The sequence below is a fragment of the Amycolatopsis australiensis genome (genome assembly GCF_900119165.1).
GTDB classification, from domain to species: domain Bacteria; phylum Actinomycetota; class Actinomycetes; order Mycobacteriales; family Pseudonocardiaceae; genus Amycolatopsis; species Amycolatopsis australiensis.
Window position 1 is genome coordinate 8,569,159 of sequence record NZ_FPJG01000006.1, and the last position, 19,791, is coordinate 8,588,949.

Genomic DNA, 19,791 nt, shown 5'->3' on the forward strand with positions numbered 1-19,791 from the left:
GTTCAGCGGCGCAGGAGCAGGGACACGTCGCCGAACTCGTGCCACAGGTAGCGGCGCTGCACCGCCGCGTCGTAGGCGCGCTGGACCAGCTCGCGGCCCGCGACCGCCTCGAGCAGCAGCAGGTGGGACGCGTCGGGCGCGTGCAGGCCCGTGACGATCCCGTCCACCACGGCCGCCGGGCGGTCCGGGCCCAGCACCAGGTCCGTCCAGCCCTCGGCCGCGCGGACCTCGCCGTCCGCGACCGCCGACTCCAGCGCGCGGGCCGCCGTCGTGCCCACCGCGATCACCCGGCCGCCGCGGGAGCGGACCCACGAGACCAGCGCCGCCGTCGCCGCCGGGACGCGGAAGCGCTCCGCCTGGGGCGGCTCGCCCGCTTCCGGGGACGACACGCCGGTGTGCAGCAGCAGCGGCGCGAACAGCACACCGTCGGTGACCAGCCGCGTCACCAGTGCCGTGGTGAACGGCCGGGCCGCCGACGGCATCTCCGCGCTGCCGGGCTCGCGGGCGAACACCGTCTGGTAATCCGACAGCGGCCACGCACGCGGGACGTACCCGTAGCGGATCGGCCGGCCGGCCGCGGCCAGCAGGCCCGGGACCGGAACCGACACCTGCGCCCGCCACAGCCGCGCCGCCCCGGGGGCTACCGGGGCCAGCAGCGTCAGCGACGCGCCCGCCGGCAGTTCCACGCGCTCCCCCGGACGGCCGTCGAGCAGCGGGCCGCCCGGTCCGCGCAGCTCGACGACCCAGGTGCCGTCGTCGAGCGCCGTGGCGAAGTGGACGGCGACCGGACGACCGGCCCGGACCGCGTCGACGGCCGCGGGCAGCGTCCCGGAAGTGTTGACGACCAGCAGGTCCCCGGCACGCAGATGGTCGCCGAGCGACGCGAACACCGTGTGGTGGACGCCGGACGGCGCAGCGACCAGCAGGCGGACCTCGTCCCGCGCCAGGCCGCGTGCTTCCGGCGGCGCCGACGCGGACAGCTCGTCCGGCAGCTCGAAACGGACGCTCACGCGGCCACCAAGAGGTCGGCGGCGCGGTAGCGGCCGCTGGCCGGCCGTTCGCCGAGCAGCCGCAGGAACGCCGGGACGGCCGTCTCCGGCAGCGGCCGGTCGGAGATGTCCTCGCCCGGGAACGCGCGCTGGTGCATCGCGGTGCGCAGGTCACCCGGGTCGACCGCGTACACGGCCAGGTCCGGGTTCTCCACCGCGAGCACGGCGGTGACGTGGTCGAGCGCGGCCTTCGCCGAGCCGTAGCCGCCCCAGCCTTCGTACGCTTCGACGGCCGCGTCCGAGCTGACGTTGATCACCGTTCCCCGCGCCGCGGTCAACGCGGGCAGCAGCAGCTGGGTCAGCGCGAGCGGCGCGAAGACGTTCGTCCGGTAGACGTTCTCCAGTTCCGCCAACGGATACCCGCCCAGTGGTGGCAGCGGGCTGGCGCCCAGCGAGCTGGCGTTGTTGACGAGCAGGTCGAGTCCCGGACAGGCGCCGGCCAGGGCAGCGCGGTGGGCCGGGTCGGTGACGTCGCCGGGCACGGCGGTGAAGCCGACCTCCCGGGCCGCCGCCGTCAGCGCGGCTTCGTCGCGGCCGTCGCCGACGACCGTCCACTTGCGACTCACGAGTGCGGCGGCCAGGGCGCGGCCCAGGCCCGCGGACGCACCGGTGACGAGTGCGGTTGGCATGGTTCCTCCTTCGAGGGGTACCACACCATCCTGAAACCTCTACATTACTTCAGGTCAACGGCGGCCCGGCCGCGCAGCGCGAAATACGCTGCCAGCGAAACGACGAGCCCGACGTAGTACGCCAGATCCGCGCCGTGCAGGGCCGCCGCGACCGGTCCCGTGTAGAGGGACGTGTTCATGAACGGCACCGCCGCCGCGAAGCCGGCGACGAACGCCACGAGCGCCGCCCACGGCCGCGTGGACGTCGAAGCCAGGACGTCCACGCGCCGCCCGCCGCGGGTCCGCGCGAGCCAGTCCGGGACGACGACGCCGAGGAACGGCGGGATCCAGTAGCTGACGAACAGCAGCACGTTCTCGAACTTCGCCGAGAGGTCGCCGCTGTGCATCCAGAGGATCAGCGCGAAAGCGAGCACCGTGACGACCACCGCGGACACCGGGCGCCGCAGCCGCACGCCGACGGTCTGCAGGGCCAGCGAGCCGCTGTAGTCGTTCATCGCGTTCGACGACACCGCCGCGAGCGCGATCACCGCCAGCGCCAACGCGCCCAGGAAGCCACCGCCGAGCAGGTGCGCGACCCCGGTCGCCGTCTGGTCGCCCAGCGACGACCCCAGCGCCAGGCCGAGACCTTCGCCGATCGCGTACGACGCCGTGAGGCCGAGCAGCGTCGCCCAGAAGACCGCGCGTGACGACGTCTCGACCGGCAGGTAGCGGCTGAAGTCCGAAGCGTAGGGCGCCCAGGAGATCGCCAGCGACAACGTGATCGTCGTGAACAGCACGACCCCGCCCGCCAGATCGGCGCCCGAGCCCGTGTCGGCCGTGGCGATCGGGTGGCCGGACAGGACTTTCACGGCGAGCGCCGCGAACGCCAGCACCAGCAGCACGCTCATCACCGTCTGGACGCGGTGGATCAGCGCGTAGCCGAAGACGCCGAGGGTGCACTGCAGGACCAGCACGATCAGCACCGCCGCCCAGAACGGCAGCCCGGTCAGCTCGGCGAGGGCCTCGCCGCCGAACAGGCCGACCAGCGCGTCCCAGGCGATCGAGCCGAGCCACTGGACCAGCCCCGGCAGCACGACCCCGCCGCCGAACGGCAGCCGGGCGAGCGGCAGCTGGCCGGTGCCGGTGCGCGGCCCCCAGGTCGACAGGTAAGCCACCGGCAGCGATCCGAGCACCGTGCCGGCGAGCATCGCCACCAGTCCCGTCCAGAACCCGAGGCCGAGCGACGCGGCCAGCGTGCCGGTGAACACCGCCGTCATCGTCAGGTTCGGCGCGAACCACACGCTGAACAGCCGCCACGGCCGCCCGAACCGGTTGCCCGCGGGGACCGGCGTGATGCCGTGGGTCTCGATCGCCAGGTCACGGCCGCCGGCGGGCATCCGCCCGCCGAAGACCTCCGCGCCCAGTCCGTTCATGTGCTGCCTCCTCGCCGATCACCCTAAAGCGCGCCCGCGTGGTGTAACGCGACGGCCCGAACGGGCGAATCACGGTTAGCCGTTGCCGGACCGCTTCACACACCCGCCAGAATTGCCCGGGGGAGGTCGCGTGCTGCAGCATGCGCGGACGCTCGCGACGACCGGTCTGCTGGCCGCGGGGTTCGCGCTCGGCGTCACGGCGCTGACGCTGAAGGCCGCCGACGGCGGGCACCCGGCGCTCGACATCGCCCTCAGCACCACCACCGGGTTCCTGTTCCTGCTCGCCGGGGCGGTGGCGCACGTCCGGCGGCCCGCCAACCCGATCGGCGTGCTCATCGCGCTCGCCGGTGTCGCGCTGTTCCTGGAGGACCTGCAGTTCACGCGGAACCCGGTGCTGTACACGATCGCCGTGCCGCTGCGCGCCGCGTCCAGCCCGGTGATCGCGCACCTCGTGCTCGCCTTCCCGCACGGCAGGCTGCGCTCGCGGTGGGAACGGCTGCTGGTCGCCGCGGCCTACCTGGTGGTGCTCGGCTCGGGCGGCGTCGGGCTGCTGGTCAACGCCGACCCGCGGGACCTGCTGGCCGTCTCCTCCGGCACGGCCGCCGCCGCGGTCGCCGACCGCGTGCTGGACCTGGCCGCGACGGCGATCAGCGCCGGCGTGGTCGTCGCGCTGCTCTACCGGTGGCTGTCCGGGCGGCTGCCGCAGCGGCGGCTGCTGTCGCCGGTGATCGTCATCGCGCTGTCCGGCGCGCTCGCCTCGGGCGCGGGCACGGCACTCGGCGCGGGCCACCCGCTGTCGGCGCCGTTGCTGCAGGCCTACCGGATCCTGTTCTGCCTGTGGCCGCTGGCGTTCCTGGTCGGCGTGCTGCGGGCCCGGGTGGGCAACGCCGAGATGATCCGGCTGCTGCTGGAGCGCGACGGCACCGGCCTGGCCGCGCTGGTGCAGGACGACGAGGTGTGGAAGGACAGCCGCTCGATCGACGCGCTGAACGCGGCGGCCGGGCTGGTGCTCGACAACCAGCGGCTCACCGCGGAGCTGGAGCAGCGGCTCGCCGAGGTGCGCGCGTCGCGGGCGCGGCTGGTCGCGGCGGGCGACGAGGAGCGCCGCCGCATCGAGCGCGACCTGCACGACGGCGCCCAGCAGCGGCTGGTCAGCGTGGTGCTGCTGCTGCGGATGGCCGGCCGCCGCCACGGCGCCGAGCTGCCGCCGGAGGTCCGGGCCCTGCTGGCCGGCACGGTCGAGGAGCTGCAGACCGCGATCACCGAGCTGCGTGAGCTGGCCCGCGGCATCCGCCCGGCGATCCTCACCGAGGCCGGCCTGGTCCCGGCGGTCCGGTCGCTGGCCGACCGCATCCCGATGGAGGTGGCGCTGTCGGTCGGCACGGTGCCCCGGCTCGACGCGGCGGTCGAGGCCACGGCGTACTTCGTGACGTCCGAGGCGCTGACGAACGCCCTGAAGCACGCGCAGACCGACCGGGCCGACGTGCGGATCGCGGTCGACGGCGCGCGGCTGCGGGTGGAGGTGACCGACCGGGGCGCCGGCGGGGCGTCCGTCGAGGGCGGGTCGGGACTGGCGGGGCTGCGCGACCGCGTCCAGGCCCTCGGTGGGGAGCTGGACGTGACGAGCGGCCCCGGCGGGACCACGGTCCGCGCGGTCATCCCCCTCGGCAGCTGAACGGCCCCCTCGCCGGGTGGCGAGGGGGCCGTTCAGTGCGTGAAACGGCTAGACGAGCAGCAGGAACAACAGGCCGTTGGGCGAGCCGAGGCCGGTCACGTCGTCGTAACCCTTGGTGGTGTGGATCGTCAGGTTGCCGTAGTCGAACGTCCGCACCGAGTGGATGAGGCCGTTCGTGGCGTCGACCGAGTTGGCGTAGTCGACCCGGGCCACGGCACCGTCCACGTGCTGCACGTCGCTGATCGCCGGGGTGCGCGAGGTCAGCTTGTAGATCACGGGGTTGATGAAGCCGTGGTGGAAGTGGTCGAAGCTGTCGGCCACCGCCATGATCCCGGCGAACACCGGCGAGGCGAGGCTCGTGCCGCCGATCCGGTACTGGTCGTAGTGCGCGCCCTCCGGGAAGGTCTGCGTCTGGCCGACCAGGAAGCCGGTGTTCGGGTCGCCGATCGCGGAGATGTCCGGCACCACGCGGCCCTTGTGCCCGGCCGTCTGGTTCTTCGTCGACAGCGCGTCCGGCACGACACCCTTCTGGTAGAAGGGCTGCTCGAACAGCCGGCTCGTGCCGCCACCGGAACCGCTGGTGTACTTCGCGGGACCGTAGACGCCGTCGGTCAGCACGCTCTTGCTGGTCTCCCAGCCGGTCTCGAAGATGCGCTTGCCGTCCTTGCCGATCGCGATGGACGTGCCGCCGACCGCGGTGATCCACGGCGCCGAGGCGGAGAAGTCCGGCGACGGCGTGCCGAGGCGCGCGACCTCGTCACCGTTGTCGCCCGAGGAGAAGTAGACGCCGATGCCCTCGAGCACCGCCTGCAGCGAGATCTGGTTGAACACCTTGACCTCGTCGGCCGGGATGTCCTCGCCGGTGTCGCCGTAGGAGTTCGACACGATGTCGGCCTTGTGGCCGGCGACCACGTAGTTCAGCGCCTCGTCGAGGGCGTTGTCCTCGCAGGAGGTCCCGCCGACGTAGAGGATGTTCGCGCCCGGGGCGAGCCCGTGCGCGGCCTCGACGTCGAGGGTCTCCTCGCCGTACCAGCCCGCGGCGTCACACTGGTCCGGCTGCTCGAGCACCGGGTCCGGCGGGAAGATGTGCTGCGAGAACTGGCTCTGCTTCAGCGGGTGCTGCGGGTCGTTGCGGCGCGCGTACTCGCTGGCGTCGGCGTAGATGGTCGGCGAGGCGAACGCGTCCACGATGGCGATCGTGGTGCCCTTGCCGTCCGCGCCTGCCTTGTCGACGCCGTAGGCCGACCGCAGCTGCGCCGGGGTGTAGCCGCACGGGGCGTAGGGCAGCTGCTTGCCGTTGTAGGCGGGATCGGTGGTGTCGATCTTCTCGCCGTAGTAGGCGCTGCACGGCGGCGCGTTGCGGAAGCCGGGGCCGGGCGGGACGTCGGACGGCGTCGCGGATCCGGTGTTGTGGTCCGGCTTGAACAGGTTGGTCGCCTGGTCGACGCCGACGACGCCGAGGACGTCGCCGGCCAGGTTCGCCGGCACCGACAGGTTCTTGTCGGCGGCACGCAGCGTCTGGCCCTTGACCCGGTACTTGCCCAGGTTGACGGCGAACGCCTTCTCCGTCTGGTCGGCCGTGCCGGTGGCCTCGACGTAGGCGCGGTTCGACGGGATGTCGCCGATGGTGAACCCGTTGCCGGTCAGCCACGCCTTGACGGCGTTCACCGTCGCGTCGGTGGCGGCGAACCGGTCGCGCACCTGGTCGGGCGTGAGGTACTGGCGGTAGGTCCCGCTGTCCGGATCGGACACCGCCTGCGCCAGCGCCTCGGCACCGGCGTTGTCGCGCTGGTTCAGGTAGACCCGGAAGCTCAGCTTGGCCGCGGGCGCCGTGTCGGCGACCTTGGCCTGCGCGTTCGCCCACAGCGGGTGCGACTGCGGAATGTCCTGACGCCCCTGCGCCGACGCCGTCGCGGGGACGGCCGCGGTGAGGCCACCCACCACCGCGAGCGAAAGGAGCAGGGTGGAGCTTCTTCGCACGGAAATCTCCCTCTCGAAAGCGGCCCCCAGTGAAACGGGCCTGAACTCCGGACGAGACTAGATCGGCGTTCCGCTCGCGGGAAGTGCTTGCGGAACCGTTATCTCGCCGCGAATTCACCCCTGGTACGGAAATCCGATTTGTCGTCCGGAAAACGCGAGGAATAGTCCTCGATGCGAGGTACGTCCGGTTCTCGTCCGTATCGCGGAACACCCGAGAGCGGCCGCCACCACCTACGAAAGTCGGTCGCTCCGTCCACTCGGGACAGTCGGGCGATGACGGTACTTCGGCCGTCGTCAGGGCCGCCCGGCCAGGCGCCGGTCCACCTCGGCGGGCGCGAACACCGTCTCGACGACCATCGCGACCGCCCCGCCCAGCGCTTCGCCGCGGCCGCCGATTTCGACGCGCAGGTTCCGCGTCGCCCGCGGCAGCGCCCGCCGGTAGAGCTCCTCGCGGACGCCGGCGCCGAAGTGCGGCTCGGCGAGGTCGCCGGCGAGCACCACCACACCCGGGTTGACCACGCAGACCAGCGTCGCCAGCACCTCGCCCACCTGCCGCCCGGCGGCCTCCGCGAGCCGCACCGCCGCCGGTTCGCCGGCCAGGATCCGCTTCCGGACCCCCGAACCGGACGTCGTCGGCAGGCCCAGCTCCGTGAGCCGCGCGGCCAGCGCGCCCCCGCCCGCGACCGCGGCGAGGCAGCCGGCGGAGCCGCACAGGCACCGCGCGTCCGGGTGCCCGGGCAGCCGGACGTGCCCGATGTCGCCCGCTCCCCCGTCGACGCCGCGGTACACCTCGCCGCCGATCACCAGCCCGGCGCCGATCCCGGTGGACACCTTGACCACCACCAGCGCGGTCTCGTCCGGGTACCGGGCGCGGTGCTCGCCCAGCGCCATCAGGTTCGCGTCGTTGTCGACCAGCACCGGGGCGCCGAACCGCGGGCCCAGGCGGGCGTCGATCGGGTAGCCGTCCCAGCCGGGCATGATCGGCGGCTGCGTCACGCGAGCCGTGCCGGGCTCGACCGGGCCCGGCACGGAAACGCCCACGCCGCACACCGGCCGTCCGGCCTCCGCGAGCATCGCCTCGAACCACGCCGCGATCCGGTCGAGCACCGGCTCCGGGCCGTCGGCCACCCGCAGCTCGCCTTCACGGTGCGCCAGCCGCCGTCCGGAGAGGTCGGTGAGCGCGGCCTCGGCGTGCGTGGTGTCGATGCTCGCGACGAGGACGACCGCGTGCCCGTCGTCGAACCGCAGCCGGCGCGCGGGACGGCCGCCGGTCGAGTCTTCCTGGCCGCCCTCGGTGAGCAGGCCCGCCTCCTGGAGCTGCTCCAGCCGCGCGGTCAACGTCGTGCGGGACAGCCCGCTGCGCGCCAGCAGGGCTTTCCGCGTGGTCGCCGCCCCGGTCCGGACCAGCCGCAGCAGCTCGCCCGCGCTGGTCGGCGTCGTCATCCCGCCCCCTTTTGTCCGTTGACAAGACATAAGTTGGAGATAGATTGGACATATGAACGTAACACGGGAGCAGGCGGCCGGGGTCCTGGCGGGGAACTGGCTCGGCACGTCGACCGTGCCCTCGCGTTCGCTCTACCCGCACCAGTGGAGCTGGGATTCCGCGTTCATCGCGATCGGCCTGCGGCACCTGGCGCCGGCGCGGGCCCGGCGTGAGCTGCAGACGCTGTTCTCGGCGCAGTGGCGGGACGGCCGCGTGCCCCACATCGTCTTCGACCCGGGCACCCCGCCCGAGGCGTACTTCCCGGGGCCCGGGTTCTGGCGCGCCGGGCGGACCTCGGGCATCGTCCAGCCGCCGGTGCACGCGCGGGCGGTGCTGGCGGTGCACCAGGCCGAGCCCGACCACGCGTTCCTCGCCGCGCTGTACCCGAAACTCCGGGCGTGGCACGAGTACCTGCTCGGCGCGCGCGACGCCGGCGGGCGCGGGCTGGCCGCGATCGTGCACCCGTGGGAGTCCGGCATGGACAACAGCCCGGCCTGGGACGGCCCGCTCTCACGCGTCACGCCCGCCGCCGGGTTCGTCCGCCGCGACCTCGAGCACGGCTGCGCCGCCGACCGCCCGAGCGACGAGGACTACGGCCGGTACGTCCGGCTCGCCGCGGACTACCGGGACAGCGGCTACGCCGGCACCGGCGGCTTCGTCGTGGAAGATCCGGGCTTCAACGCCCTGCTGGCCGACGCGGAGCTGGCGCTGGCGGAGATCGCCGAAGCACTCGGCCTGCCGTCGGACCCGCACCGCGAAACCGCGGCGCGCGTCGCGAAAGCGTTGCAGGAAACGCTGTGGGACAGCGCGTCGGGCTGGTTCTTCGCCCGCGACGTCCGCACCGGCTCGCTGACGCCGCAGTACACGTGCTCAGGCCTGCTGCCGCTGCTGCTGCCGGACCTGGCCGTCGCCCCGGCCCTGCTGGCGACGGCCACCGGCCCCCGGTTCCGGCTCGGCCGGGTGCACGGCGTCCCGAGCCACGACCTGACCGCGCCGGGCTTCGACCCGGGCCGGTACTGGCGCGGCCCGTCGTGGTTCAACGTCGGCTGGCTGGTCCGGCAGGGGCTGCTGCACCACGGCGAACACGCCCTCGCCGCGCAGCTGGGCGAAGACCTCGTCGAGACCGCGGCGCGGACCGGCTTCGCCGAGTACTGCGACCCGCTGACCGGCCAGGGCCACGGCACCCGCGAATTCAGCTGGACCGCGGCCCTGACCGTCGACCTGCTGGCTCAGCCCGCGGCGGTCGCGTAGTCCGAGCCCAGCCAGGCCTCGTCGATCCGCAGCCGCTTGTAGCGCGTGCTGTCGCTCGACGCCGCCCACGTGCTCGTGACCTGCAGCCGGACGTACCGCGCCGTCACCGCGGTGAGGTCGACGAACTGGACGCCGCGATGGCTCGGGAGCGTCCCGGACTTCACCGCGCTCCCCCAGTTCTTGCCGTCACTGGACACGTAGACCTGGTACGCCTTGATCCGCGCCGACTGCTCGGTGGCCGAGCGGGCGTAGCTGACCGAGTCCTCCCGCTGGTTGACGCCGAGGTACTGCACCTTCTTCGCCGACCCCAGGTCGAAGTCCAGGTTGACCGGCAGGGTCTTGTTGTTGTCGAAGTACGTGAGGTAGTCGCCGTCGCTCGCCGACTGTCCACTGTGCCCACTCGCGGACGCGCTCGCCTTGAGTGTCACCGTCTTCGGGTCGTAGGTGCCGGCGCGGCCGGCGGTCTCGACCTTGAACACCGTGTCGTAGGCGTCCCACCCGGACAGTCCGGTCAGCGTCAGGCTCCCGCCGCCCTGGCTGAACGAGATCGCCGCGCCGGTGCGGAGGTTCGTCACGCGGCGGACGCGGTAGCCGTTGTCGCGGATCTTGAGCGTGCTGCCCGACGGCCTGGTCAGGACGTGCACGTACTGCAGGTCCGGGTTGCTCTTGCTGATCGTGAGCACGCCGTGCGCGCCGTCGTTCCAGAAGCCCGGCTGCATGCCGCCGTACATGTACCCGGCGCCCTCGGTGCCGCCGAGCGACTCCCAGATCGCGTCCAGGTAGGTCTTCGCGAAGTTGTTGAACGCCTCCTGGTTCGACGGGAACCGGCCGTTCACCATCGCCGTCTCGGCCATCAGCGACTTGATCGACGAGCCCGAGTTCGCGACCAGACGTCCGATGTTCAGCGCCTTGTCCACCGTGGAGTTCGAGCCGCCGTACCACCACGCGCCGGTGTCGGGAAGCTTGAAGCACGCCTCGGTGAGCCGCGGCATCGCCGTGTAGGTGGCCTGCGGGTAGTCGTAGGCCGGCGTCATGCCCGTCTTCTGCTCGTTGCTGATCGTGTCCATGATCGGCGTGTCTTCGTTGTTGTTGCTCAGCAGGTAGTCCGGCCGCTGCTGGTAGATCTGCCGGTAGAGGTCGTGCGACTCCCAGTAGGCGTTGTCGTTGTCGATCCAGAAGCCGCCGAGGTCCGGGTAGTTCTTCATGACCTCGAAGAAGTTGTCGTAGCTGAACTGGCCGAAGCCGTCCTGCGTGTCCAGGTCGACGGACTTGCCCTTGTACTTCGAGTAGCCCCCCGAGTCGAGCCATTCGTGGCCGCCGTCGTCGTGCCACTGGGCGTCGTTGGTCATGTAGAGGATGACTTTGAGGCCCTGCGGTTTCGCGGCGGCGACCAGCTCGCCGAGGAAGTCCCGCTTGGTGGAGCAGCTGCCCGGGATCTTCGACGGCCAGGCGCGCGAGTACCCCAGCCGGCTGTGGAAGGAGGCGAGGACGAGGTAGGACGCGTGCAGCTTCTTGGCTTCGGTGACCCAGTAGGCGGGACTCCAGCCGCCGTCGGTGATCGCCTTCTCCCAGGCGCTGCAGCTGGTGTAGCCGGGTGACGTGCGCATGCCCCAGTGCAGGAACAGGCCCGCCTGGCTGTCGCGCAGCCACTGCTGGGACGGCTTCTGCAGGTCGGCCGACGCCGGCGCGGCGGCCGGCCCGGCGACCACGAGCATCGAGGCGCACACGGCGAGGACCCGGCGCAGGAACTTGGCTGACATGAGCGACCTCCAGTGGTCTGGTCCACTCGGTGTGTACTCCTGGCGTCACGGGCCGGTCAAGGCCGCAGATCCGACCTTTGGGGCACGTCTCGCTCACCGGCACAACAGCACTGCGGCCGTTCGGGTTAAATATCTGATATATGACACGAGAGATCTGATCTCTCTTGACTGCGCGTCCTCCCGGCGAGTAGATGTTCTCCCCAGAGAGCGCTTTCGCCCTCACCCACCGCTCCGGCGACAAGGGCAGCACGCCGCGCCCCCCAGAGCTGGTCGGGATGCCGACGGACGGCGGATCGGCATCCCGGCCACCCTTCCGGCGCGGGGCACCGGCCACGGCACGGTGCCCCGCCCGGACTGCCCGCTCCCCGGGGCCCGTGCACGAAAGGACGACGAATGTCCGAGCACCCCCTTCGCCCGAGCCGGCGCGCGGTCCTGGCCGGCACCCTGGGCGCACTGGGCGCCCTCGCCGCGGCGGGACCCGTCGCACGGGCGGCCGACCGGCTGCCGCCCATCGGCGGCGCGGCACCGCCCGCGGACTGGTCCCGGGCCGTCATCGACTCGACGATGAAGCGCTACACACCGGACAAGATCGGCGGCTGGGGCTACACCCTCGGGCTGTACCTCTACGGCCAATACCTGTTCTACAAGCGCACCAGCGAGCAGAAGTACCTCGACTACATCGTCGCGTGGTACGACCGCTTCGTCACCGACAGCGGCATCTCGAACAGCTTCACCAGCCTCGACTCGATGCGCTCGTGCCAGATGCTGCCGCTGCTGTACGCGGAGACGGGCCGCAAGAAGTACAAGACGGCCGCCGACCAGCTGCGGAAGCGGTTCCCGCCCTACCCTCGCACGTCCGACGGCGGCATGTTCCACGCCACGAGCAAGGTCGGCCAGCTGTGGGGCGACGGCGTCTACATGGCCCAGCCGTTCCTCGCCCTCTACGGCGCGACGTTCGGCGACGGCGACTACTGCTTCGAGGAGTCGGCGAAGAACCTCGTCGTCTACTTCAGCCACCTGCGCGAACCGGCCAAGGGCCTGCTGTACCACGCCTACGACGAGGACGGCTCCGAGTCGTGGGCGTCCGGGCCCGGGCACCACTCGAAGTACCACTGGGCCCGCGCCATCGGCTGGTTCGGCATGGCGGCCGTCGACATCCTCGAGGTCCTCCCGGCGAACCACCCGCGGCGGCCCGCGCTGATCGAGATCGTGCAGTTCCTGGCCGCCGGCTACCAGCGCTACCAGGACGCGAAGACGGGCCGCTGGTACCAGGTCGTCGACCGCGGCGGCGACGCGAAGAACTGGCTGGAGACGTCGGCGTCGTCGATGTACACGTTCACGATGGCCCGCGGCGTCCAGCGCGGCTACCTGCCGGCGTCGTACCAGGCGGTGGCCGACCGCGGCTACGCCGGCGTGCTCCGCAAGGTCTCGGTGGGCCCCGACGGGCTGACGAACATCACGGACATCTGCGAAGGCACCAACGTCGGCGACCTGTCCTACTACTACGGCCGGGCCCGCAAGACCAACGACTTCCACGGGCTCGGCGCGTTCCTCATCATGAACGAGCAGTACACGCACTGACCACGAAGGCGCGCCGCAGAAGGGGCCCCGGCCGATCGGCCGGGGCCCCTTCGTCAACAGGCCGGCGTGCTGCTCGACGCGTTCACGCGCAGAGCCGAGCCCGACGTCGTGGCCGAGTTCTTCACGCAGTACCCCGTCACCGACTGGAAGCCGACGTCGAACGGGCTGTTGCCGCCCTTCTCCGCGGTGAAGTGGTCGAACGTGATGTCCGCGCTGTTGTTGACGATGCTCGCCGGGCGGCCGTCGTCCTTGGCGAACTCCACCGAGCTGTCCACGAACCTGATGCCCGACGCGTAGTGCAGGTACCAGCCGTACGACGGGCGCGTGCCGATGCTCTTCGGGTTGTAGTCGTTCGGGTCGTTGCTCGGGACGCCGGTGCCCATCGTGCCGTTGCCGCCCGGGACGGTCAGGTGCACGCCGGTGAAGGTGACGCCGGAGACGCGGTGGCCGCTGTCCGCGCCCCAGATCGTCGGGCTGAAGTTCGTGCCCGTGTGCGTGCCCGTGACGTTGTCGAGCGTGATGTTGCTGATCGAACCGACGCCGGGATTGTTCCCGCACCGCTTTCGCGTGCCGATCTTCATCATGACCGGCGAGTACGTGCCGGACATCTTGATGTTGCGGTAATGCACGTCGGAGATCTTCGCACCGTCCATCGAAACGATCCCGATGCCGGATTTGTGCGCGCCGGTGATCGTGATGTCGGAGAACTGGTAACCGGTGAAGTCACCGCACGTCTCGGAACCGAACATCAGCGCGTTGCAGCAGACCGCCGACAGTTTCGCGTTGTTCACCGTCACGTTTCCGTTCGGCAGTTTCGCGCCGAGCGCGTAGTCGCTCTTGAACACCAGTGCGTCGTCGTTCGCGGCGATGTTCGCGTTGGTGATCGTGATGTTCGTCGTGCTGATGATGTTCCAGCCGTCGCGGTCGCTCGCGGTGTCGATGGTCAGGTGGTCGGACACGACGTTCTTGCAGCCGTTGATCAGCGCCCCGAAGTGGCCGCCGCGGCGCAGCTTGATGCCGGACAGCGTGAGCCCGTCACAGCGGGTGAGCGAAAGGATCTTGTCGGCCTGGCCGGACTTCGGGTTGCCGGTGATGAGGTTGCCGCCGCCGTCGATCGTGCCGGCGCCGGTGAACCCGATGTTCGTCAGCCTGTCGCCGTAGAACATGGCGTCGTGGAAGTGGCTGTGGCCGTAGTCCTGGTAGCTGTCCCACTGGTTCGCTTCGGCCTTGTCGTAACTGTCCGCACCCGACCCGGTGATCGTCGCGCCCGCGTCGAGCTGGAGCGTCACGTTGCTCTTGAGGTGGACGGTGTTGGCCGACTTGTAGGTGCCCGCCGTGAACCGGACGGTGCCGCCGCCCGCCGCGTTGGCCGCGGTGATCGCCTTGTCGATGGCGCCGGAATCGTTGGCCGATCCGTTTCCCTTGGCGCCGTAGTCCTTCACGTCGTAAACGCCCCCGGGCGCGGCGGACGCGGCTGGAGTGCCGGCCACCACCAGTCCCGCGACCGCGAAGGAGATCAGCAAAAATCTTTTCACCGTGAACCCGCCTTGTCATGTATGGCGAAATGCTGGACATGACGGCGGAGCACTCAGCCTACGAGTGCCGCGAGCGCAGTGTCAAGATCGACGGCAGGCCGCATTTCCCGGCGGGGCCGGGGACCCGCGCCACCCCCAGTCGGACGCGGGTCCCCGTGTTCGATGTGGCCGGAAACCGCCGTACCACGGCCGCGGTGTCCTTTCGGGATTTTCCGCAGTCTACCTTCGACGCGCCCGGTGAAACCGTGCGTTCGTCATGGTCCGGACCATGAATCGGGCACGGCCCGTCCCGGTCACGGAAACCCTACGCCGGACGCCAGCAGGTGGAACGCCCGTTCGGCCGCGGCGACGGCCTCCGGGTGGCGGCGGGCCGCCGGCACACCGGCCACGACCGCGTCCATGTTCGCCGTGGCCAGCGTCCGGCGGACCGCCGCGATCTGCGCGGCGGCCAGGCCGGCGTCGAGCGGCGGCACACCGGCCTCGGCGAGTGCCGCGGCCAGCGCCGCCTCCCCCGCGCCGGAGAACTCCGCCAGCCGCGCCGCCAGCGCCGGCGTCCCGGTGACCAGCCGGAAGACCGCGAGCACGGCGGGCTCGTCGCACAGGCCCGTGACAGGCTCCCGCCGGTCGAGGCCGCGCAGGAACGCCTCCCGCAGGGCGCCCAGCGCCCCCTGTCGCGGAGCCCGGCCGCGGACGACGTCCGCCGCGTCGGTCTCGTGGTCGGCGAACCGGTGCAGCACCAGGTCCTCCTTGGTCGGGAAGTAGGCGAAGAGCGTCCGCTTGGACACGTCGGCCACCCGCGCCACCTCGGCGACCCCGACGGCGTCGAACCCGCGCTCGAGGAAGAGCCCGATCGCCGCCGCCGAGATCGCCGCCCGCGTGCGTTGCTTCTTCCGCTCCCGCAGGCCCAGTTCGTCCGTCACGTCACGCAGCGTAGCGCCCACTGCTCAGACCTGCTGGGAGCCCGGGTCTGCCCGCTTGCACTACGTAGCTGCGGCCGTTCTTGCCTTGGTCCCGGCGCCGTCGCGCTGGGACCAAGGCAAGAACCGGCCGGGGGTTGGAACGGTTCATGGCGGGAGCGTGACCCGGACCCGTACACGAGTCGTACAAACCACGCAGACCTCCGAATGGATCTATCCGGCGAGGTCAAACCGGTCCTAGCATCCGGCTATGGGGGAACTCATCGGGCAGGTTGAGACCACCTCACTCACCATCCGGGTCCTCGGTCCGCTGGAGGTCGCCGCCGCCGGGCGGGTGATCCCGCTGGGCGGGCCGAAGCCCCGGCTGCTGCTGGCCGCCCTGGCGCTGCAGCCGAACGTCGTCGTGTCCGCCGACGTGCTGGTCGAGGTCCTGTGGCCGGATTCGGCGCCGCGGTCGGCGGCGGCCAACATCCGCACCTACGTCCATTCGCTGCGCAGGCGGTTCGCCGAGGCCGACCCCGGGCTCGGCGAACGGATCAGCAGCCGGGCCTCCGGCTACCTGCTGACCGCGGCGCCGGAAGAACTCGACCACCTCGCCTTCACGGCGTTGGCCGCCGAAGCGCAGGAAATGCTCGGCCGCGGTGAGGCCGAAAGCGCTCTCAGCGCCCTCGACCGGGCCGACGCGTTGTGGCGCGGCGAAGTCCTCGAAGGACTCCCGCACGACCACAGCTGGGGCGCGACCGTCGCCCGGCTCACCGAACTCCGGCTTTCGGTGCAGGAACAGCGGTTGCGGGCCCGCCTCGACCTCGGCCACAGCGGCGAAGCGGTCGCCGAGCTGCGCGGGCTCGTCACCGAGCACCCGCTGCGCGAAGAACTGTGGGCGCAGCTGATCGTCGCGCTGCGCGCCGCCGGCCGGACCGCCGACGCCATCGAGGCCTACGAATCCGCCGAGCGCGTCCTCCGCGAAGAGCTGGCCGCCGAGCCCGGTGCCCGGCTGCGCGAACTGCGGGCGACGCTGGTGCCCGGAAGCGTGCTGGCGGCGCGTCCCGCCGACGTCGCCCCGATCTGCCAGCTGCCGCTCGACCTGCCGGACTTCACCGGCCGCGACGACGTGATCCGTGACGTCGTCGCCCTGCTGCGGGAGCGCACGGCCGCCGGCGCGCCCGCCGTCGTCGTGCTCTCCGGCGCGCCCGGCGTCGGGAAGTCCGCGGTCGCCGTCCGGGTCGCGCACGCGGTCCGCGACGACTTCCCCGACGGCCAGCTGCACGTCGACCTGGCCGGCACGTCGTCGTCGCCGCGGGCGCCGATGGGCGTGCTCGCCGAGCTGCTGCACGCGCTCGGCGTCCCGGACGCCGGCCTGCCGCGCGAGCCGGCCGAACGTTCGGCGCTGCTGCGGTCCCGGCTGGCCGGGCGGCGGATGTGCATCGTGCTCGACGACGCGGGCAGCGCCGCGCAGGTGCGTCCGCTGCTGCCCGGCGCCGGTGCGTGCGCGGTGCTGGTGACCAGCCGGATCCGGCTGCCCGGGCTGGCCGGGGCGCGGGCGGTCGACGTCGACCTGCTGCCCGAGGCCGACGCGGCGCGGCTGCTGCAGGGCATCGTCGGCGCCGAACGGGTGGCCGCCGAGCCGGAGAGCGCCGCGGCGATCCTGCGTCAGTGCGGGCACCTGCCGCTGGCCATCCGGGTGGCGGGGGCGAAGCTGACGCACCGGCCGGGCTGGACCCTGCGGCTGCTGGCCGGGCGGCTGCGCGACGAGCACCGGCGGCTCGACGAGCTGCGCATCGGCGACCTCGCCGTCCGCGCGAGCGTGACACTGTCCTACGACCTGCTGCCGATGTCGGCGGCCACCGCGTTCCGCGGGCTCGGCCTGCTCGGGCCGGTCCAGTTCCCGGCGTGGGTGGTCGCGGCCGTGCTGGGCCGCCGTGACGCCGACGACGTGCTCGACGTGCTGGTCGACGGCCATCTGGTCGAGCTCGTCGGTGCCGATTCGGCCGGGCAGCCGCGTTACCGGCTCCACGACCTCTTGCGCGTGTACGCGGTGGAGCTGGCGGAGCAGAGTGACGCGGCGAAGACGCGAGCGGCCCTTCGCCGCGTGCTGGAGGGTTATCTCGGGCTGGCGCTGGAGGCGGCGCGCCGGATGCCCCTGCACTTCTTCGGCATGTACCGCGACGACGAGCTGCCGTGCCCGGCACCGCCCGCCGACGTGCTGCCGGACGACCCGGCGGCGTGGTTCACCGCCGAACGGCACACCAGCGTCGCGGCGGTCGCCCTGGCCGCCGAGCACGGCTTCGACGACCTGGCCTGGCAGCTGGCGTCGGCGCTGACGCCGTACTTCGACCTGCGCGGGCACCAGGACGACTGGCACAGCACGCACACGATCGCCCTGGCCGCGGCCCGCCGGACCGGCTCGCTGCGCGCCGAGGCGATCGTCCAGCGCAACCGCGGGCAGTACCTGCTCTACCAGGACGAGTACGCCGGGTCCCGGGTGGCGTTCGCGGAGTCGAAGGCGCTGTTCGAGCGGATCGGGGACGCCCAGGGCGTCGCCATCGCGCTGACCGGGCTGGCCACGATCCTGCGCATCGACGGCGAAGACGGCCTCGCGCTCGACCACTGCCACGAAGCGCTGAAGCTGTTCGCGGAGGAAGGCGACCCGCACGGCGAAGCGGTGGCCCGGCTGGGCGCGGGCGCGGTCTGGATGTCGCGCGGCTGTTACGCGGCGGCGAAACGCTGGTTCACCGACGCGCTGGAGCTGTCGGCGGCGATCGGCGACCGGCACCGCGAAGCCCACGCGTTCAAGCGGCTGGGGCTGCTGTTCCAGCACCAGGGCAACCTGGCGGCGGCCCGCGAGCACGTCGACCGGGCGATCGCGATCTTCACCGAGCTGGGCGACGACCACTGCGTCGGGTACGCGAACCAGAACCTCGGCGAGCTGTGCCTGCACAGCGGCGACTTCGCACACGCGCAGCTGCTGCTGGTGAACTCCTTGTCGGTGCACCGGCGCAACGGGGACCGGCGCTCGGAGGCGGAGGTGTCGCAGCTGCTCGGCGAGCTGCACCGGGCCCTTTCGCAGCCGGAGCGGTCCCGCGACTATTCGGAGCGCGCGCTGGCGCTCTGGCGTGAGCTGTCGGCGCGGCAGCCGGAGCCGGCCGCGGCGGAGCAGCCCTCGCACAGCGTCTCGGCCTGACGCACAAACTGCTTGTACGGATCATGTACGCCACCCCGGCACTCTTTCGCCACGTTCGAGTGAACAGGCGCGAGAGGAGAACCGGGGATGATCCGGATCAAGAAAGCCGGCCGCGTGACCGCGGCGGTCCTGGCCGCGGGGGCGGTGACGGCGCTGGCCGGAGCACCCGCGCAGGCCGCGCCGGTGTCTCCGGGCACCGCGGGCTGGACCGCCGATTTGTCCACAGTGGACACCGATGACGTGAACGTCGCCGCCGCGGGCGGCACGCTGACCCTGGCCGACGCCGCGTGGCACAGAACCGCGCGGGTGTTCGCCGGCAGCGAGGGCAGCCTCATCACGGCCGAGCACGCGCTCGGCACGCCGGCCAACCGCGTCAGCGCGCAGGTGAGCGCCGAAACACCGAAGGGCACCACGGTCGAAGTGGACGTCCGCGGCCGGACCGGCGCGGACGACTGGACCGAGTGGACCCCCGCCGGCACCGCGTTCCGGACCGGCGTCAGCTCGGTGCAGGTGCGGCTGAGCCTGCACAGCGACACCGACGGCGTCCGCCCGGTGGTCCGCGGCGTCTCGCTCAGCGCCGACACCGCACCCCAGGTCAACGCGCTGGCCGCCACGGCCGCGCTGACCTACCGGGTCTACGGCACGCGCGAGGGTCTCGTCGGCGGCACGACCGCGAACGGCCACACGATCGTCAGCCACGACCACTTCGTCTCCTTCCCGTCCGGGAAGTCCGTGTCCCCCAAGGGCACCGGCAACTACACCGCGCGCGTGTGCCGCACCGACGGCAGCAAGTGCGAGTACGCGCCGGTGTGGGAGATCGGCCCGTGGAACGAGCGCGACGACTACTGGAACCCGGCGTCGGTCCGCTCGGAGTTCAAGGACCTGCCGCAGGGCAAGCCCGAGGCGCAGGCCGCCTACCTCGACGGCTACAACAACCGGAAGGACGACTCGGGCCGCACGGTGCAGAACCCGGCGGGCATCGATCTCGCCGACGGCGTGTTCTGGGACGGGCTCGGCATGTCGGACAACGGCTACGTGAACGTCACCTACCTGTGGACCGGCACCGGCCCGGCCGGCACGGTGAAGACCGCGGGCTCGCCGATGAACGTGCGGGCGAGCGCCAGCACCTCGGCGGCGATCAAGGGCCTCGCGGCGAACTACGCCAAGGTGACCATCGAGTGCTACGTCAACGGCGACAGCGTCACCGGCACGTTCGGCACGAGCACCATCTGGGACCGGATCGGCCCCGGCCACTACGTGTCCGACACCTACCTGCAGACGGGTTCGGACCTGCCGGTCGCCCCGCACTGCTGAACCGCTCCCCCGGACTCGCGTGGC

The 19,791-nt window shown here is 72.0% G+C and carries 13 protein-coding genes; 5 read left to right on the forward strand and 8 right to left on the reverse strand.

What is annotated here, in order from left to right:
• Positions 1-2: 2 nt before the first annotated feature.
• Genes BT341_RS40900 through BT341_RS40910 form a run of 3 tightly spaced genes read right to left on the reverse strand, consistent with a single transcriptional unit; the run spans position 3 to position 3,090 of the window.
• Positions 3-1,010, reverse strand: a complete 1,008-nt coding sequence (locus BT341_RS40900) for an S-adenosylmethionine:tRNA ribosyltransferase-isomerase (RefSeq protein WP_072481320.1) — start codon at positions 1,008-1,010, stop codon at positions 3-5.
• A complete protein-coding gene (locus tag BT341_RS40905) occupies positions 1,007-1,678 on the reverse strand; it encodes an SDR family NAD(P)-dependent oxidoreductase (protein ID WP_177329013.1) in 672 nt (223 codons plus the stop codon). The genes BT341_RS40900 and BT341_RS40905 overlap by 4 nt, the downstream gene beginning before the upstream one ends.
• Positions 1,679-1,722: 44 nt before the next feature.
• Complete coding sequence (locus BT341_RS40910) at positions 1,723-3,090, reverse strand: purine-cytosine permease family protein (protein ID WP_072481322.1); 1,368 nt, start codon at positions 3,088-3,090, stop codon at positions 1,723-1,725.
• Positions 3,091-3,223: 133 nt separating this feature from the next.
• Here BT341_RS40910 and BT341_RS40915 point away from each other — a divergent pair, with 133 nt between their 5' ends.
• Positions 3,224-4,765, forward strand: a complete 1,542-nt coding sequence (locus tag BT341_RS40915) for a sensor histidine kinase (RefSeq protein ID WP_072482456.1) — start codon at positions 3,224-3,226, stop codon at positions 4,763-4,765.
• Positions 4,766-4,813: 48 nt separating this feature from the next.
• Here the strand turns inward: BT341_RS40915 and BT341_RS40920 are convergent, their stop codons facing one another.
• Complete coding sequence (locus BT341_RS40920) at positions 4,814-6,745, reverse strand: S53 family peptidase (protein WP_072481323.1); 1,932 nt, start codon at positions 6,743-6,745, stop codon at positions 4,814-4,816.
• Positions 6,746-7,039: 294 nt separating this feature from the next.
• Complete coding sequence (locus BT341_RS40925; protein ID WP_072481324.1) at positions 7,040-8,188, reverse strand: ROK family transcriptional regulator; 1,149 nt, start codon at positions 8,186-8,188, stop codon at positions 7,040-7,042.
• Between the two features lie 52 nt (positions 8,189-8,240).
• Between BT341_RS40925 and BT341_RS40930 the strand changes: the two genes are divergently transcribed.
• Complete coding sequence (locus tag BT341_RS40930) at positions 8,241-9,479, forward strand: MGH1-like glycoside hydrolase domain-containing protein (protein WP_072481325.1); 1,239 nt, start codon at positions 8,241-8,243, stop codon at positions 9,477-9,479.
• Here BT341_RS40930 and BT341_RS40935 read toward each other — a convergent pair.
• Positions 9,458-11,239 (reverse strand): discoidin domain-containing protein, encoded by a 1,782-nt coding sequence (locus tag BT341_RS40935; RefSeq protein WP_072481326.1) that lies wholly within the window; start codon positions 11,237-11,239, stop codon positions 9,458-9,460. The two genes, BT341_RS40930 and BT341_RS40935, sit on opposite strands and share 22 nt — an antisense overlap.
• A gap of 393 nt (positions 11,240-11,632) precedes the next feature.
• Here BT341_RS40935 and BT341_RS40940 point away from each other — a divergent pair, with 393 nt between their 5' ends.
• A complete protein-coding gene (locus BT341_RS40940; protein WP_072481327.1) occupies positions 11,633-12,820 on the forward strand; it encodes a glycoside hydrolase family 88/105 protein in 1,188 nt (395 codons plus the stop codon).
• A gap of 53 nt (positions 12,821-12,873) precedes the next feature.
• On the opposite strand, the gene BT341_RS40945 is transcribed toward BT341_RS40940, so the two are convergent.
• Complete coding sequence (locus BT341_RS40945; RefSeq protein ID WP_072481328.1) at positions 12,874-14,355, reverse strand: glycoside hydrolase family 28 protein; 1,482 nt, start codon at positions 14,353-14,355, stop codon at positions 12,874-12,876.
• A 293-nt stretch (positions 14,356-14,648) separates the two neighbouring features.
• Positions 14,649-15,275, reverse strand: coding sequence for a TetR/AcrR family transcriptional regulator (locus BT341_RS40950; protein ID WP_072482457.1), 627 nt, complete (start codon positions 15,273-15,275; stop codon positions 14,649-14,651).
• 247 nt (positions 15,276-15,522) lie between these two features.
• Here BT341_RS40950 and BT341_RS40955 point away from each other — a divergent pair, with 247 nt between their 5' ends.
• Together BT341_RS40955 and BT341_RS40960 are read left to right on the forward strand one after the other, a co-directional pair.
• A complete protein-coding gene (locus BT341_RS40955) occupies positions 15,523-18,453 on the forward strand; it encodes an AfsR/SARP family transcriptional regulator (RefSeq protein ID WP_072481329.1) in 2,931 nt (976 codons plus the stop codon).
• 87 nt (positions 18,454-18,540) lie between these two features.
• Complete coding sequence (locus BT341_RS40960; protein WP_072481330.1) at positions 18,541-19,767, forward strand: hypothetical protein; 1,227 nt, start codon at positions 18,541-18,543, stop codon at positions 19,765-19,767.
• Positions 19,768-19,791 lie beyond the last annotated feature (24 nt).

Coding starts and splice junctions, on each gene's coding strand:
- BT341_RS40905 (WP_177329013.1), bottom strand. CDS start 1,678: ATGCCAACCGCACTCGTCACCGGTGCGTCCGCGGGCCTGGGCCGCGCC.
- BT341_RS40910 (WP_072481322.1), bottom strand. CDS start 3,090: ATGAACGGACTGGGCGCGGAGGTCTTCGGCGGGCGGATGCCCGCCGGC.
- BT341_RS40925 (WP_072481324.1), bottom strand. CDS start 8,188: ATGACGACGCCGACCAGCGCGGGCGAGCTGCTGCGGCTGGTCCGGACC.
- BT341_RS40930 (WP_072481325.1), top strand. CDS start 8,241: ATGAACGTAACACGGGAGCAGGCGGCCGGGGTCCTGGCGGGGAACTGG.
- BT341_RS40935 (WP_072481326.1), bottom strand. CDS start 11,239: ATGTCAGCCAAGTTCCTGCGCCGGGTCCTCGCCGTGTGCGCCTCGATG.
- BT341_RS40940 (WP_072481327.1), top strand. CDS start 11,633: ATGTCCGAGCACCCCCTTCGCCCGAGCCGGCGCGCGGTCCTGGCCGGC.
- BT341_RS40955 (WP_072481329.1), top strand. CDS start 15,523: ATGGGGGAACTCATCGGGCAGGTTGAGACCACCTCACTCACCATCCGG.
- BT341_RS40960 (WP_072481330.1), top strand. CDS start 18,541: ATGATCCGGATCAAGAAAGCCGGCCGCGTGACCGCGGCGGTCCTGGCC.